This window comes from Neisseria uirgultaei (genome assembly GCF_962719845.1).
Classification (GTDB): domain Bacteria; phylum Pseudomonadota; class Gammaproteobacteria; order Burkholderiales; family Neisseriaceae; genus Neisseria; species Neisseria bergeri.
Genome location: NZ_CAUIYF010000008.1, coordinates 25656 through 41717, shown reverse-complemented (window position 1 = coordinate 41717; position 16062 = coordinate 25656). Strand labels below are relative to the sequence as shown.

Here is a 16062-nt window from a genome sequence, read left to right as displayed (position 1 = left end):
ATCAGGCGCAATCTGTTTCAGACGACCTGATTGAATCACAAAATTTGCGCATATTTTACGCGATGTCGGTGTTTTTTTCTAGGAAAGGGCAATGCCGTCTGAAAATATTACAGACGGCATTCAGATTTTGAAACCTATGCCAAAAGTCCGCTAAGGTTCAACAGGAACAAAACGGCAAACCCGGCCAGATAGAGCAGGCCGACAATGGCAAGGGCGTTCATACCGGCGGTAAGCCTGTGGCGTTTGTCCCCTTTGACGAGGCGGTAGTTGAGCCATGCGAACACGGGGGCGGACACAAAGGCGGCAATCATCGCAAATTTGAGCAGATTCGCCATTACGCCGTCAAACCAGAAAATCACCGCCAAACCGCTGCCCGCCACCCAAATATTCCAGGCAAAGAGTTCGGCGTTGCCGGTTTTCTCACTGCCGCGCAGCAGACGCACAGGTTCCGCAATGGCGCGTGCATAACCATCAACAACGGTAATCGTCGTACCGTACATGCAGGCAAACGCGATAAATGCCACCAGCGGACGCGACCAGTCGCCGATGGTTACCGCATACATATTGATCAGTTGTCCGATATATTTGCCGCCCGCCATCTGCACTTCTTCACCGTTGCCGTATTGCACGTACGCACCCAGGGCAAGGAAGACGACGGCAAGCACGGCACTGGTGATGTAACCGACGTTGAAATCAAAAATCCCGTCATGATAAGAGGAAGGTTGGAGACGCTGTTTCTCCGTAACCCACAAAGAATTGATGGCGGAAATTTCAATCGGCGCAGGCATCCAGCCCATCAGCGCGATCAGGAAGCCCAAACCGGCAAGCGTCCACGGTGTCGGCTCGATAAAATCGGGTTTCATCTGCATACCGCGCGACATGGCGATACCGGCGGCGGCAACCGTGGCAACCGTCAGGCTGACGATGATGATTTTGGAAACATTGTCCAAAGCCTTGTAGCGTCCGCTCGCCAGGATAATCAGGCAGGATGCCATAATCAGCGCGGAGATTGCGCCGATACCCAGTGTCAGCGAGGGAATCGCCATTTTAACGATGGCGGCGGTTACGATGGCAACCGCACCCGCGTTAATCGTCGCGGCAGCAATACACAAAATCAAAAAGACCCACAGGTAGATGCGGCTTTTCTCCGCATAACCTTCAATCAGGCTTTTACCCGTATCCAGCGTGTAATGCGCGCTGAAGCGGAAAAACGGGTATTTGAAGAGGTTGGTCAGGACGATAATCAACGCGAGCTGCCAGCCGTAAAGCGCACCTGCCTGTGTGGAGGCAATCAGGTGCGAACCGCCGACTGCCGCCGATGCCATCATAATACCCGGACCCAATGCATTGATTTTACTTTTCCAAGTCGAAATATGTTGTTCGGACATAAAGTCTTCCGTATTTTTAACTGTGTTTCAACACACAGAGCCGCATATTCGGACACAGCCCTATATATTGCCCCAATTTGGGAGGGATTACCCCCAACAAACCCAAATCCTACCGTCTTCAAAAACAGGATGCCGACCGATAGGGAAATTTTGATGAAAGCGCGTATTGTAACGTAATCCAAATACCTGCCAACACACACTATTAGAACTTCATGCCCAAACCTGCCTATATTTTCCGTATTATTTCCAAAAGAAGGTATGGAACGGCATTTTATGCCTGAAATCTTACAACAAACAACCTTACATCGCTTTTTTCGCGCAAATACGCACCATCCGATCAGCCCGTCCGTTTTGCAGTCAGCAAACGATTTGATAAGATGGTTACGTTTCCCCAGCCGGTACGCCGCCATGCCGTCTGAAACCTTACACTTTCTCTGGAGAATCCGTTCATGAATACCGTATCGAATTACCTGTCCGCATTGCGCGAAGCCATGAAGGCGCAAGGCTTGGACGCACTCGTCATCCCTTCCGCCGACCCCCACCTGTCCGAATACCTGCCCGAGCATTGGCAGGCGCGGCGCGAATTGTCGGGCTTTACCGGCTCGGTCGGCACATTCGTCGTTACCGCCGATGAAGCGGGCGTATGGGTGGACAGCCGCTATTGGGAACAAGCCACCAAACAGCTTGCGGGCAGCGGCATCGAGCTGCAAAAAAGCGGTCAAGTGCCGCCGTACAACGAATGGCTCGCGGCAAACCTGCCCGAAAACGCCGCCGTCGGCATCCCTTCCGATATGGTCTCGCTCACCGGCAAACGCACTTTGGCGCAATCGCTGTCCGCCAAAAACATCCGCATCGAACACCCCGACGGCCTGCTTGACCGCGTGTGGAGCAGCCGCCCAGCCATTCCTGCCGAAACCGTATTCGTCCACGACCTCGCCTACGTCTCCGAAACCGCCGCCGAAAAACTCGCCCGCGTGCGCGCCGTTATGGCGGAAAAAGGCGCGGATTACCACTTGGTTTCCTCGCTTGACGACATCGCCTGGCTGACCAACCTGCGCGGCAGCGACGTGCCTTTCAACCCTGTTTTCGTGTCCTTCCTGCTTATCGGCAAAGACAGTGCCGTCCTGTTTACCGACCGATGCCGTCTGAACGCCGAAGCCGCCGCCGCGCTGCAAACCGCCGGCATCACGGTCGAGCCTTACGCCCAAGTTGCCGACAAACTCGCGCAAATCGGCGGCGCGCTGCTCATCGAGCCGAACAAAACTGCCGTCAGCACGCTCGTGCGCCTGCCCGAAAGCGTACGCCTGATCGAAGGCACCAACCCGTCCACGCTGTTCAAATCCTGCAAATCCGAAGCCGACATCGCCCGCATCCGCGAAGCGATGGAACACGACGGCGCGGCGTTGTGCGGCTTCTTCGCCGAGTTTGAAGACATCATCGGCAAGGGCGGCAGCCTGACCGAAATCGACGTGGATACGATGCTCTACCGCCACCGCAGCGTGCAACCGGGCTTCATTTCATTGAGTTTCGACACCATCGCAGGCTTCAACGCCAACGGTGCCCTGCCGCATTACAGCGCAACACCCGAAAGCCACAGCACCATCAGCGGCAACGGGCTGCTGCTCATCGACTCCGGCGCGCAATACAAAGGCGGCACAACCGACATCACCCGCGTCGTCCCCGTCGGCACGCCGAGTGCCGAACAAAAACGCGACAACACGCTCGTTCTCAAAGCCCATATCGCACTTGCCGAAGCCGTGTTCCCCGAAAACATCCCCTCGCCGCTAATTGACGCGATTTGCCGCAAACCCCTGTGGCAGGCGCAATGCGACTACGGGCACGGCACCGGCCACGGCGTAGGCTATTTCCTCAACGTCCACGAAGGCCCGCAACGCATCGCCTTCGCCGCCCCCGCCACGCCCGAAACAGCGATGAAAAAAGGCATGGTAACCTCCATCGAACCCGGCCTCTACCGCCCGGGAAAATGGGGCATCCGCATTGAAAACCTTGCCGCCAACCAAGCCGTCGCCGACCCGCAGGAAACCGAGTTCGGCAGCTTCTTGTACTTCGAAACCCTGACTCTCTGCCCCATCGACACCCGCCTGATGGACACCGCCCTCATGACCGACGGCGAAATCGACTGGGTCAACCGCTACCACGCCGAAGTCCGCCGCCGCCTCGAGCCGCTGACCGAAGGCGCGGCAAAAGCGTGGCTGATCAAACGCACCGAACCGCTGGCGCGTTAAACAGCCCGATACAAAAAATGCCGTCTGGAAGCCCTTCAGACGGCATTTGCTTCCCAAAACATCCCGCACCGTTTTCATCTTACCGCAAGCAAATACCAATCCGTTTTGTGGCAAATGCACAAAAAGCCCGATGCCGTCTGAAACCCCAAACAGGCTTCAGACGGCATTTATCGCGGATGAAAACAGAAAATACCCATATCGTTATTCCCGCAAAAGCAGTTTCGTAGGGCGGGCTTCAGCCCACCAACTCCCACCATCTTCATCCTAAAATCCCGTCATTCCCGCGAAAGCGGGAATCCGATTTGTTCGGTTTCAGTTTTTTTTGAGGTTTTGGATAACTTTTAAACCGTCCTTACCGCCTACGCGGGAATGACGAGATTTCAGGTTTCTGTTTTTGATTTTCTGTTTTTGCGGGAATAATGAGATTTAAAGATTAAACCCTGTTACTAATAGACAAAGTGGCAATTCATCTATAAAAAATATTGTTATAAGTAATGGACATTTAGATATTAAGGATTAACTATGAAAATGATGTTAAAAAAAATATACTCATTAGATATAGATGGGCCTTTGAACACATATTCGCCTAATGAACCAAATAACTTTTTTCTACCTGTGAAATTATTAGTTGGAGATGATTATGGCAGTGATGCGGCTGATTTATTTGATATAAATATTTGCACACCAAAATGGTTATTAGAGAACTGTTCAGGCAATTTATTTCCTAGAGGTTTTTTAATTATGGAAAGTTATAATTTTAATATTTTATTAGATTGCATAAATAAATTATTATCCGAAATTGAAGCCGATAATTGGGAGGTTCTAGCTGAAAAATTTAATAAATTTGCAATTTGGGAATTTGATAATTATATGATTAAAGAGCAAGATAATTAGTGTAGCCACAATATAGAGACAATACATTAAATGAGTTAGATAAAGGATTCAATGCCAGACAAAGTGTAGGAGGAAATTTATAGATTTCTGTTTTTGATTTTCTGTTTTTGCGGGAATAACGAATTTCAAAGTTACGGTGTTATTAAAAGGTTGTGTTTTAGTAATCTGTTGATTTCAATTATTTACAAGGGAAAAAACAATTATTTTTTCGGTTAGGAAGAAACCTATCCTGTTGAATACATTGAAACCAAATACGCCTATCAACACTATATTAAAATACAGCCTATTAAAAAACAGGAATCTCTCCACCACCATTCCTACCTTCGCAAAATAGCGCAAAATGCCGTCTGAAACCCGTGTTCCCGGGTTTCAGACGGCATTGCGCCATGCGGATTATTTTTTCAGTTCGGACAGAATGTCATCCACGGTTTTCTTCGCGTCGCCGAAACACATCACGCTGTTTTCGTTGAAGAACAGCGGGTTTTGTACGCCTGCGTAGCCGGTGTTCATCGAGCGTTTGAACACGACGACTTCTTTTGCCTTCCATACTTCCAACACGGGCATACCCGCAATCGGGCTGTTCGGGTCGGTTTGGGCGGCTGGGTTGACGGTGTCGTTCGCACCAATCACCAAGACCACATCGGTTTCGGGGAAGTCGTCGTTGATTTCATCCATTTCCAAAACGATGTCGTAGGGGACTTTGGCTTCGGCGAGCAAAACGTTCATATGACCGGGCAGGCGGCCGGCGACGGGGTGGATGCCGAAGCGCACTTTGGTGCCGTTTTTACGCAAAAGCTCGGTGATTTCGGCAACGGGGTATTGCGCTTGTGCGACTGCCATACCGTAGCCCGGGGTGATGATGACGCTGTTTGCGCCTTTCAGCATTTCGGCAACATCGGCAGCTTTGACTTCGCGGTATTCCCCTGTCTCTTGGCTGCCGGAAGATGATGTGCCACTGTCGCTGCCAAAACCGCCGGCAATCACGGAAACAAACGACCGATTCATGGCTTTGCACATAATGTAGGATAGAATTGCGCCGCTTGAGCCGACCAACGCGCCGGTAACGATGAGCAGGTCGTTGGAGAGCATGAAGCCTGCCGCTGCGGCCGCCCAGCCGGAGTAGGAGTTGAGCATGGATACGACCACGGGCATATCCGCGCCGCCAATGGAGGCAACCAAGTGCCAGCCGAATGCGAGGGCGATCAGGGTCATTATCAGTAGGATGAAGCCGCTGCCGTCAATGCCGACAAATACGAGCAGCAACACAAACGATACGCCAAGTGCCAGTGCGTTGAGCTTGTGTTTGGCGGGCAGTTGCAGCGGGCTGCTGCTGATTTTGCCGTTGAGCTTACCGAATGCGACCAGTGAGCCGGTAAAGGTTACTGCGCCGATGAAAATGCCCAAATAGACTTCGACCAAGTGGATGGTGTGCATATCGTGTGCAACGTTGCCCGGCTCGATATAGCTGTTGAAGCCGACCAAAACCGCCGCCAAGCCGACGAAGCTGTGCAGAAGTGCAATCAGTTCGGGCATTTCGGTCATTTCCACCTTTTTGGCTTTGTAGATGCCGATTGCCGCGCCGATGAGCATGGCGATGATGATCCAGCCCAGTCCGTGGGTATTGTCGGAAAAGACCGTTACGAAGAGGGCGACCGCCATACCGGCGATGCCAGAATAACAGCCCTGTTTGGCGGTTTCCTGTTTGGACAGCCCCGCCAGTGAGAAGATGAATAAAATTGCGGCAACGATGTACGCCGCTGTTACGAGTCCTGAAGACATAGAAATTCTCCGATTTTCGATAATTTGTTTCCGATGCCGTCCGAACTGTTCAGACGGCATCTGTTTCAAGCAGCCGCGACAAACAGCCCGACGGTGCAGGCAAATCCGCCTGCCCACATCAGCGAGCGTAATGCTGCTTTGTCTGCGATGTAGCACCAGATAAAGGCGAGGCGGAACAGGATGAACAGGCCGGCAAGCGTGTTGACGGTTGCTTGTCCGGCATTGCCGGTTGCGTGTGCCGTCAAAACGGCGGCGGCAAACGGTGCAAAGGCTTCAAAACCGTTTTGCTGCGCGGCGTGGGCACGGGCAGCAGCACCTTGGGTACGCGCCAGAAAATCACGCGGATTGTGGTTGTCTTTAAACTGGAATCCGCCCGCTTTTTTGGCATACGCCGCACAAAAAAGCGGCAATAGGCAGGCAATCAGAATGCACCAATAGGCGAAAGTCATGCTTTATCCTTTCCTAAACATATTCAACATCCGGCGCGTTACGAAGAAGCCGCCGAAGATGTTGATGCCGGCAATCAGGATGGCGATGAACGCAAGCAGGGTCACGAAACCGTTGCCTTGGCTGATTTGCAGCAGCGCGCCGACGACAATGATGCCGGAGATGGCGTTGGTTACCGACATCAGCGGGGTGTGCAGCGAGTGGCTGACGTTCCAAACGACATAGTAGCCGATGACGCAGGCGAGGACGAACACGATAAAGTGGTTCAGGAATGCTGCGGGTGCGACCGCGCCAACCCACAGCACCAATACGGCGGCGATAACGGCGGGCGCGAGTTTTTTCCACAGGGGAACGGGTTTCGGCTCGGGCTTGGCGGCAGGCATGGCTTTTTCAGACGGCGTTTGCTGCGGCTGGGCGGAAACCTGAATCGGCGGAGGCGGGAAGGTGATTTCGCCGTCGCGGGTAACGGTCATGTTGCGGATAATCACGTCTTCGAAGTCCAGCGTGATTTCGCCGTCTTTGTTCGGGCTTAACAGCTTGGTCAGGTTGACCAAGTTGGTGGCGTAAAGCTGGGAAGACTGTCCGGCAAGGCGGTTTGCCATGTCGGTGTAGCCGATGATTTTCACGCCGTTGCCGGTTACGGACAATTCGCCCGGTCGGGTGAGTTCGCAGTTGCCGCCCGTCGCCGCCGCCAAATCGACGATGACGGAGCCGGATTTCATGCTTTCCACCATTTCTTTGGTAATCAGCTTGGGCGCGGGTTTGCCCGGAATGGCGGCGGTGGTGATGATGATGTCCACTTCTTTCGCCTGTTCGGCAAAGAGCTTCATTTCGGCGGCGATAAATTCGTCGCTCATCACTTTGGCGTAGCCGTCGCCGCTGCCGCCCGATTCTTGCGGGAAGTCGAGTTTCAGGAACTTGCCGCCCATCGATTCGATTTGTTCCGCCACTTCCAAGCGGGTATCGAACGCGCGCACCACTGCGCCGAGCGAGTTTGCCGTACCGATTGCCGCCAAACCTGCCACACCTGCACCAATTACCAAAACCTGCGCAGGCGGCACTTTGCCTGCGGCAGTAATTTGACCGGTGAAGAAACGCCCGAAGGCGTTGGCGGCTTCAATCACGGCGCGGTAGCCGCTGATGTTTGCCATCGAAGACAAAGCGTCCAAAGCCTGCGCTCGGGAAATGCGGGGCACCATGTCCATCGCCAGCGCGTTCACTTTCTTGGCGCGCAAGGCTTCGACCAAGGCTTCGTTTTGGCGCGGCCACAGGAAGCTGACGATGGTTTGACCTTCGTTCAAAAGCGGCAGCTCGTCTTCGGACGGCGCGTTGACCTTATAAATCAAAGGGCAGGCCCAAACCGCCGCTTTGTCGGCAACGGTCGCGCCTGCTGTTTGGTAAGCGGCATCGTCCAAACTTGCCGCCAAACCTGCGCCGCTTTCGACAACGGTTTCAAAGCCCAGTTTGCCCAGCAGGGCGACGGTGGCGGGCGTGCAGGCGACGCGGGTTTCGCCGGATAATGACTCGCGTGGGATACCGATTTTCATCTCTGAATCCTTTTTCAGGTTGTTTATATGTATCGTGGGTTAAATTTAAATCAGGGTAGGGCGGAGCAACGCCGTACCGGTTTAAAGCCGATTCACTTCAAATGTTAATATATTTTAGATAATCCCCTTATAACGAATTTTCATCAGGCTGGCAATAGTTGCGGCATTTTCCCGTGTTGTCCGACACATACTGCCGTTTGCGTTTGAAGTCATTTTCCAATTGCAGTCCAGCCCGCCGTAACATTCTTTGCCGTTTCACTATATAATCCGCATTTTTTGAGCCGCCTTTATGCCGCAAGCCCTCGTCCTCCAATTTCCCTCCGCCGAAGCCCTGCCTTCCGACCCCCCCTCCCGCCTGCCCGAACCTGATTGCGCCGATGAAAAGCGTATGCGTTTTATTGTTGAAGAAGGCTTTTCTTTAAGCGGGGCAGACGCGGCGTTGCTTGGCAGCCGTCAAATCGATTACGCCGTGTTGCCGGATATGGATTTCGGCGAACTCGGTTTGATTGTCAGCGATATGGATTCGACGCTGATCACCATCGAATGCGTCGATGAAATTGCGGCGGGTGTCGGCTTGAAAGACCGCGTGGCAGAAATTACCGAACGCTCGATGCGCGGCGAACTCGATTTCGAACAGTCTTTACGCAGCCGCGTTGCGCTGTTGGCGGGATTGGACGAACAGATTTTGGCGGACGTTTATGAAAACGTTTTGAAGCTCTCGCCCGGTGCGGAATTTTTGTTGGACGAATGCAAAAGGCACGATGTGAAATTCCTGCTGGTGTCGGGCGGCTTCACGTTTTTTACCGAAAGGCTGCAACAACGCCTCGGCTTCGAATACCAACACGCCAATATTTTGGAAATTGAAAACGGCAGGCTGACCGGCCGTCTGAAAGGCAGAATCATCGACGCGCAGGCAAAGGCAGATTTGTTGCGCGAATACCGCAGCCTCCTCGGATTGCAGCCGCATCAGGTGTTGGCGATGGGCGACGGTGCGAACGATATTCCGATGCTCAAAGAAGCGGGCATAGGCGTGGCTTACCGCGCCAAACCGAAAGCGCAGGCAGCCGCCGATGCCTGTATCAACTTCGGCGGTTTGGAGCGTGTACGCGGCCTGTTCGGATAGGCGGATAGGAAACGGATGCCGTCTGAAAGGTTTTCAGACGGCATTTGAACGGCAGGAACGACAGTGGGACGCAGAAAACTTTGGTTTGCCCTGGCAGCAGCGGGCGTTATCGGCGGTCTGGTCGGCATTGTGCTGACGGAACTGATGCACTTCATACAGCATACCGCCTACGGTTATGGCGCGGACGGCGTGTACACTTCGTTCCGCGAAGGCGTGGCACAGGCTTCCGGTATGCGGCGCGTTGCCGTGCTGACGCTGTGCGGCGCGGTCGCAGGAGTCGGCTGGTGGCTGCTCAAACGTTTCGGCAAGCCGCAAATCGAAATCAAAGCCGCCTTGAAACAGCCGTTGCAGGGGCTGCCGTTTCTGACGACGGTTTTCCATGTTCTGCTGCAAATCATAACGGTCGGACTCGGTTCGCCGCTCGGACGGGAAGTCGCGCCGCGCGAAATGACTGCCGCGTTTGCTTCCGCAGGCGGCAAACGCTTGGGTTTGGACGAAGGTGAAATGCGGCTGCTGATTGCGTGCGCCTCGGGCGCGGGCTTGGCGGCGGTGTATAACGTGCCGCTCGCCTCCACGCTGTTTATCCTCGAAGCGATGTTGGGTGTGTGGACGCAGCAAGCCGTCGTCGCCGCATTGCTGACTTCCGTCATCGCCACCGCCGTCGCACGCATCGGCTTGGGCGACGTGCAGCAATATCATCCCACCAACCTTGCCGTAAACACTTCATTTCTTTGGTTTTCCGCCGTCATCGGCCCGATATTGGGCGCAGCCGCCGTCTTTTTCCAGCGTACCGCCCAAAAGTTTCCCTTCATCAAGCGCGACAACATCAAAATCATTCCCTTGGCAGTCTGTATGTTTGCACTCATCGGCGTGATTTCCGTTTGGTTTCCCGAAATTTTGGGCAACGGCAAAGCAGGCAACCAACTGACCTTTGGCGGTTTGACAGGCTGGCAATACAGCCTTGAGTTGACCGCCGTCAAATGGGCGGTCGTTTTGATGGCACTGGCGGCAGGCGCATACGGCGGACTGATTACGCCGTCCATGATGCTCGGCAGCACCATTTCTTTTGCAGCCGCCGCCGCGTGGAACAGCGTCTTCCTCGAAATGCCGTCTGAAAGCGCGGCAGTCGTCGGAGCGGCGGTGTTTCTCGGCGTATCGCTCAAAATGCCGCTGACCGCCATTGTGTTCGTATTAGAACTGACCTACGCGCCGCTGTCCCTGCTGCTGCCTTTGTGCATCGGCATGGCGGGGGCATTGGGAACATCGGGAAAAATGGGCTTCAAATGAATGCCGACAAATGCCGTCTGAAAGGTTTTCAGACGGCATTTCTTTGTAAATTGTCAACAATATCTGCAAAAACCTACTGCCAAAAAACTGAAAATAGCGGATAATACCGCCCCGAAAAAGTTCCCCTTTCCCCATCCAACTGTCAGAAAAGGAAGCCACAATGTCCGTCATCAAACGCGCCCTGATCAGCCTGTCCGACAAGGCAGGCGCGGTCGAATTTGCCCAAACCCTGCACAAGCTCGGTGTTGAAATCCTCTCCACTGGCGGCACGGCGAAACTGCTTGCTGATGCGGGCGTTCCCGTGATTGAAGTCGCCGACTATACCGGTTTTCCCGAAATGCTCGATGGCCGCGTGAAAACCCTGCATCCGAAAATCCACGGCGGTATTTTGGGTCGGCGCGATTTGGACGAACACGTCGCCAAGATGGAAGAACACGGCATCGGCAATATCGACCTCGTATGCGTCAACCTTTACCCCTTCGCCGCTACCATCGCCAAGCCCGGCTGCACGCTGGAAGACGCGATTGAAAACATCGACATCGGCGGCCCGACCATGGTGCGCTCTGCCGCGAAAAACTGGAAACATGTCGCCATCGTTACTGATACCGCCGATTTCCCCGCCATCGCTGCCGAACTCGAAGCCAACAACGGCGCATTGAGCGACAAAACCCGTTTCAACCTCTCACGCAAAGCATTCAGCCATACCGCCCAATACGACGGCATGATTTCCAACTACCTGACCTCGCTTTCAGACGGCGTTTTGAGCGGAGAGCCTGAAATCGGCGAATTCCCAAGCCGGTTCAACCAAAGCTGGATTAAAGTGCAAGACATGCGCTACGGTGAAAATCCGCACCAACGCGCCGCGTTCTACCGCGATATTTACCCCGCCGCAGGCAGCCTTTCCGCCTACAAACAGCTGCAAGGCAAAGAATTGTCTTACAACAACATCGCCGATGCCGATGCCGCGTGGGAAGCCGTCAAATCCTTCGACGCGCCCGCCTGCGTGATCGTGAAACACGCCAATCCATGCGGCGTCGCCATCGCCTCCAATACCTTGGACGCCTACAAACTCGCCTACGCCACCGACACCACCAGCGCGTTCGGCGGCATCATCGCCTTCAACCGCGAAGTGGACGGCGAAACCGTGAAACAGATTACCGACAACCAATTTATGGAAGTGCTGATGGCGCCGAAGTTTACCGCCGAAGCCCTCGAAATCGCCGCCACCAAGAAAAACGTGCGCGTATTGCAAATTTCTCTAACAACCCCGCTCGAAGCAGGCGCGAACCGCTTTGAACTCAAACGCGTCGGCGGCGGACTGTTGGTACAAACGCCCGACATCCACCGCATCAGCCGCGCCGATTTGAAAGTCGTCTCCAAACGCCAACCGACCGAGCAAGAATGGAACGACCTGATGTTCGTATGGAACGTCGCCAAATACGTCAAATCCAACGCCATCGTCTTCGGCAAAGGTGGTCAAACCTACGGCATCGGCGCAGGCCAAATGAGCCGCGTGGACAGCACCCGCATCGCCGCTCGCAAAGCGCAAGATGCAGGTTTGGACTTAAACGGTGCGTGCGCCGCCTCCGATGCCTTCTTCCCGTTCCGCGACGGCGTGGACGTGATTGCCGAGCAAGGCATCAAAGCCATCATTCATCCGGCAGGTTCGATGCGCGACCAAGAAGTCTTTGACGCAGCGGACGAACACGGCATTGCGATGGTCGTAACCGGCGTGCGCCACTTCCGCCATTAATGCAGATAAACAAGGCAATGCCGTCTGAAGGGCTTTCAGACGGCATTTTGTTTGATGTTCCGAACAGACAATCCGCCTGAAACAAAATGTGCGGCGGCATTTCGAACTTCCGTAAACGGCAAAACACCCGATACGTTCGGACGGCTGATGCTTCAGACGGCATCGGTTTCCCTACAAACCGAACACCGCCGTATCGCCGCAACCTCGGCGCACCAGTTCCGTGCCGTCGGTCATGTCGATGACGGTAGTCGGATCGGTTCCGCACCAGCCGCCATCAATCACCAAATCGACGGCGTGTTCCAAGCGGTCGCGGATTTCATAAGGGTCGGTCAGCGGTTCGCCATCTTCGGGCAACATCAGGGTGCAGCTTAAAAGCGGCTCGCCCAACTCCTCCAACAGGGCTTGTGCAATGGCATTATCGGGAATACGCAGCCCGATGGTTTTGCGTTTCGGGTGCAGCGTGCGCGCCGGCACATCCTTCGTCGCCTGTAAAATAAAAGTATAAGGCCCGGGTGTGGCGGCTTTAAGCTGACGAAACTGTACGTTGTTGATTTTGGCATATGAACCCAACTCGCTCAAATCGGCACAGACCAGTGTCAGATGGTGTTTCTGATCGATTTTGCGGATGGAGAGTATGCGTTCCATCGCCGCCTTATCGCCAAGTTTGCAGCCCAAGGCATAACAGGAATCGGTCGGATAAACCACCACGCCGCCTTGATTGATGATTTCAACTGCCTGCTTGACGAGGCGTTCTTGGGGATTGTCGGGATGAACGGCGAAAAACTGTGCCATGGTTTGTGTCCTTATCGTCATGTTTTCCGTATTGTACGCCCAAACGCCAAACAAAATGCCGTCTGAAAACCTTTCAGACGGCATTTTTAATATCGAATCAATCAGCCCAAATACCAGAATTTCAATGCCCACAATACGGCAACAACCCATACCATAGGCGGTACGTCTTTGGTGCGGCGGCACAAAAGTTTGACCACGGCATAGCTGATGAAGCCGAAGGCGATACCGTCTGCAATCGAATAGGTAAACGGCATGAAGACAATGGTCAGGAATGCAGGCGCGGCTTCAGTCATATCGTCCCAATCAATGTCCCTCGCGCTGCGGAGCATCTGCGTGCCGACGTAAAGCAGGGCGGGCGCGGTAGCAAAAGCGGGAACACTTTTCGCCAATGGGGAGAACATCAGACACGCCAGCATCAATACGCCGACGGTAACCGCCGTCAGACCGGTCCGGCCGCCTGCCGATACGCCCGCCGCACTTTCCACATAAGGCGTGGTTGAAGAAGTACCCAAAGCCGCACCCGCCACAATGGCGGTAGAGTCTGCAAGCAGTGCGCGTTTCAGGCGGGGCAGCTTACCGTCCACCAGCAGTCCGGCACGGTGGGATATGCCGACCAGCGTTCCGGTACTGTCAAACAGATCAACCAAGAAGAAGACGAAAATCACACTGACCATGCTGACGGTAAACAGGCCTTCAAAATCCATCTGCATAAAGGTCGGCGCAATGCCCGGTACTTCGCCGATGATGCCGTGAAACTCGTTCAAACCCATCAGGCTGGCAATGACGGTAATCGTCAAAATGGTAATAATGATTGCGCCTTGAACGCGGAAATGCCCCAATACGACCACCATAGCAAAACCGAACAACGCCAACAGTGCGCTGGGCTGATGAATATTGCCCAAACCGACCAAGGTTGCCGGATTTGCCACGATAATGCCTGCGCCTTTCAGGGAAATCAGTGCCAAGAACAGACCTATACCGGCAGCAATCGACATTTTCAAACCCATAGGCAGTGCGTTGACCAGCATTTCCCTGACTTTAAAAAAGCTGAACAGGATGAAAATCAGACCGGAGATGAACACCGCACCCAAAGCCACCTGCCAAGGCACGCCCATACCCTTAACAACGGCAAAGGTAAAATAGGCATTCAGCCCCATCCCCGGTGCGAGTGCAATCGGATAGTTGCCGACAAAACCCATAACAAAACAGCCGATGGCAGACGCGATACAGGTGGCGACGAATACCGCCCCCATATCCATTCCGGTCTCGCCCAAAATCAACGGGTTGACGATAACGATGTAGCACATCGTCAAAAAAGTCGTCAAACCCGCCATCAATTCGGTGCGAACCGTTGTACCGTTTGCCCGAAGATTGAAAATCCTGTCCAACAGTGTTTGTTTTGAAGTGTCCATATCTGAAAGTCTGTATCAAGTGGAAAAATCTGAATCCGCCGACCGCAAACCGTACGGAATTGCAACATCTTGAAAAACATACCTCCCAAACCGGACAAACCGGTTCGGGAGGCAATGGGTTTACGGCACACGGAGCATTATTTGTCTGAATTGTACTGACGGCGCAAAATTGCAGGGATTTCAAAGTCGTCAAGTACGGACTGATTGTCGAAATCCGCTGCTGTCAGATTCATAGTGCGGATACCGCGATTGGTGCGGATCATACCTTCGACATTGTGGCTTTGCTCCTGTTTGGACGGGGCAACCGGTTCTACCTCCCTTGCCGGAGCAGGATCGACCGCGCCTTTTTCTTTCAGACCGGTAGCGATAATGGTAATCCGGATGGCATCTTCGCTCATGGTCTCGTCTTCAGCAGCACCGAATTTGCATTCCAAATCGGGATGCGCGCTTTGGTTGACGATTTTCATGACTTCAGACAACTCGGACATTTTCAGGCAACCCGGAGCAGTCGTAATATTGACCAGCACACCGCGCGCACCATCCAAAGTTACATCGTCCAGCAGCGGACTGGAAATGGCTTGATCGGTCGCCATACGCGCACGGTCGATACCTTGGGCATAACCCGAACCCATCATAGCGATACCGCGATTGCTCATCACGGTTTTCACGTCGGCAAAGTCGAGGTTGATGATTTCGCTCGGACAGGTAACGACTTCGGAAATGCCGGCAACCGCATCGCGCAATACATTGTCGGCGGCGCGGAAAGCTTCACGCATTGTTACGTCTTCACCCAATGCGGTCATCAGTTTGTCGTTCGGGATGATGATCAGCGAATCGACGTGTTCTTTCAACTGTTCCAACCCTGCTTGTGCCACATGGACGCGTTTGCCTTCATAAGAAAACGGACGGGTAACTACGGCAACGGTCAGAATGCCCAAAGACTTGGCAATCTCAGCAACAACCGGCGCGGAACCGGTGCCGGTACCGCCGCCCATACCGGTCGTGATAAACAGCATATTCGCACCGCGAATGGCTTCTTCAATGGCTTCCCTATCCTCTTGGGCGGCCGCGCGGCCGATATCGGGATTCGCGCCCGCACCCAAACCGCGTGTCAGATTCGTACCCAATTGGATTCTCTTCGCCGCATGGTTTTTTGCCAAAGACTGCGCATCCGTATTGGCACTGATAAACTCCACACCGCGCACATTGTTGGCAACCATGTTGTTGATTGCATTGCAACCGCCGCCACCCAAGCCGATTACTTTAATTACCGCAGGGCTGACTGCCGATTCTGCCACGTCGTAAACAAATTCCATTCAAAAACTCCTGCTCGCCCCGTTCAGAGGACGGTTTAAATAAATTATTATTTATTATATAAGAAGTATCTTGCTGCT

Annotated in this window: 13 protein-coding genes; 6 read left to right on the top strand and 7 right to left on the bottom strand. The window is 53.8% G+C overall.

Translation table 11 applies throughout. The features are described from left to right. Positions 1–134: 134 nt before the first annotated feature. Positions 135–1388 (bottom strand): NRAMP family divalent metal transporter, encoded by a 1254-nt coding sequence (locus tag Q9J32_RS06520; protein WP_107820169.1) that lies wholly within the window; start codon positions 1386–1388, stop codon positions 135–137. Between the two features lie 449 nt (positions 1389–1837). Between Q9J32_RS06520 and Q9J32_RS06515 the strand changes: the two genes are divergently transcribed. From Q9J32_RS06515 to Q9J32_RS06505, 3 genes are all read left to right on the top strand, one after another. Next, positions 1838–3634 (top strand): aminopeptidase P family protein, encoded by a 1797-nt coding sequence (locus Q9J32_RS06515; RefSeq protein ID WP_301883230.1) that lies wholly within the window; start codon positions 1838–1840, stop codon positions 3632–3634. Between the two features lie 17 nt (positions 3635–3651). Then, complete coding sequence (locus tag Q9J32_RS06510; protein WP_301883231.1) at positions 3652–3861, top strand: hypothetical protein; 210 nt, start codon at positions 3652–3654, stop codon at positions 3859–3861. 295 nt (positions 3862–4156) lie between these two features. Continuing rightward, on the top strand, positions 4157–4528 hold the full coding sequence (locus Q9J32_RS06505) for an Imm8 family immunity protein (protein ID WP_301883232.1): 372 nt from the start codon (positions 4157–4159) through the stop codon (positions 4526–4528). Between the two features lie 393 nt (positions 4529–4921). On the opposite strand, the gene pntB is transcribed toward Q9J32_RS06505, so the two are convergent. The 3 genes from pntB to Q9J32_RS06490 all read right to left on the bottom strand — a co-directional run bounded on the left by pntB (position 4922) and on the right by Q9J32_RS06490 (position 8301). Next, complete coding sequence (gene pntB, locus Q9J32_RS06500) at positions 4922–6307, bottom strand: Re/Si-specific NAD(P)(+) transhydrogenase subunit beta (protein ID WP_301883236.1); 1386 nt, start codon at positions 6305–6307, stop codon at positions 4922–4924. A 65-nt stretch (positions 6308–6372) separates the two neighbouring features. After that, positions 6373–6756 (bottom strand): MAPEG family protein, encoded by a 384-nt coding sequence (locus Q9J32_RS06495; RefSeq protein ID WP_301883238.1) that lies wholly within the window; start codon positions 6754–6756, stop codon positions 6373–6375. Between the two features lie 3 nt (positions 6757–6759). Beyond that, positions 6760–8301, bottom strand: a complete 1542-nt coding sequence (locus Q9J32_RS06490) for a Re/Si-specific NAD(P)(+) transhydrogenase subunit alpha (protein ID WP_301883240.1) — start codon at positions 8299–8301, stop codon at positions 6760–6762. Between the two features lie 289 nt (positions 8302–8590). Between Q9J32_RS06490 and serB the strand changes: the two genes are divergently transcribed. From serB to purH, 3 genes are all read left to right on the top strand, one after another. Beyond that, a complete protein-coding gene (gene serB, locus Q9J32_RS06485) occupies positions 8591–9424 on the top strand; it encodes a phosphoserine phosphatase SerB (protein ID WP_301883242.1) in 834 nt (277 codons plus the stop codon). A gap of 63 nt (positions 9425–9487) precedes the next feature. Next, positions 9488–10711, top strand: coding sequence for a chloride channel protein (locus Q9J32_RS06480; protein WP_301883244.1), 1224 nt, complete (start codon positions 9488–9490; stop codon positions 10709–10711). Between the two features lie 160 nt (positions 10712–10871). Then, positions 10872–12464: a bifunctional phosphoribosylaminoimidazolecarboxamide formyltransferase/IMP cyclohydrolase gene (gene purH / locus Q9J32_RS06475; protein ID WP_301883246.1), complete on the top strand. Its 1593-nt coding sequence runs from the start codon at positions 10872–10874 to the stop codon at positions 12462–12464. 171 nt (positions 12465–12635) lie between these two features. On the opposite strand, the gene Q9J32_RS06470 is transcribed toward purH, so the two are convergent. The 3 genes from Q9J32_RS06470 to ftsZ all read right to left on the bottom strand — a co-directional run bounded on the left by Q9J32_RS06470 (position 12636) and on the right by ftsZ (position 15984). After that, entirely contained in the window at positions 12636–13256 is a 621-nt protein-coding gene (locus Q9J32_RS06470; RefSeq protein ID WP_301883303.1) for an L-threonylcarbamoyladenylate synthase, read from the bottom strand. Positions 13257–13357: 101 nt separating this feature from the next. Beyond that, the gene (locus Q9J32_RS06465) at positions 13358–14668 is read right to left on the bottom strand and encodes an NCS2 family permease (RefSeq protein ID WP_301883248.1); all 1311 of its coding nucleotides are present in this window, start codon (positions 14666–14668) and stop codon (positions 13358–13360) included. A 137-nt stretch (positions 14669–14805) separates the two neighbouring features. Continuing rightward, positions 14806–15984 (bottom strand): cell division protein FtsZ, encoded by a 1179-nt coding sequence (gene ftsZ / locus Q9J32_RS06460; protein ID WP_107819919.1) that lies wholly within the window; start codon positions 15982–15984, stop codon positions 14806–14808. Positions 15985–16062 lie beyond the last annotated feature (78 nt).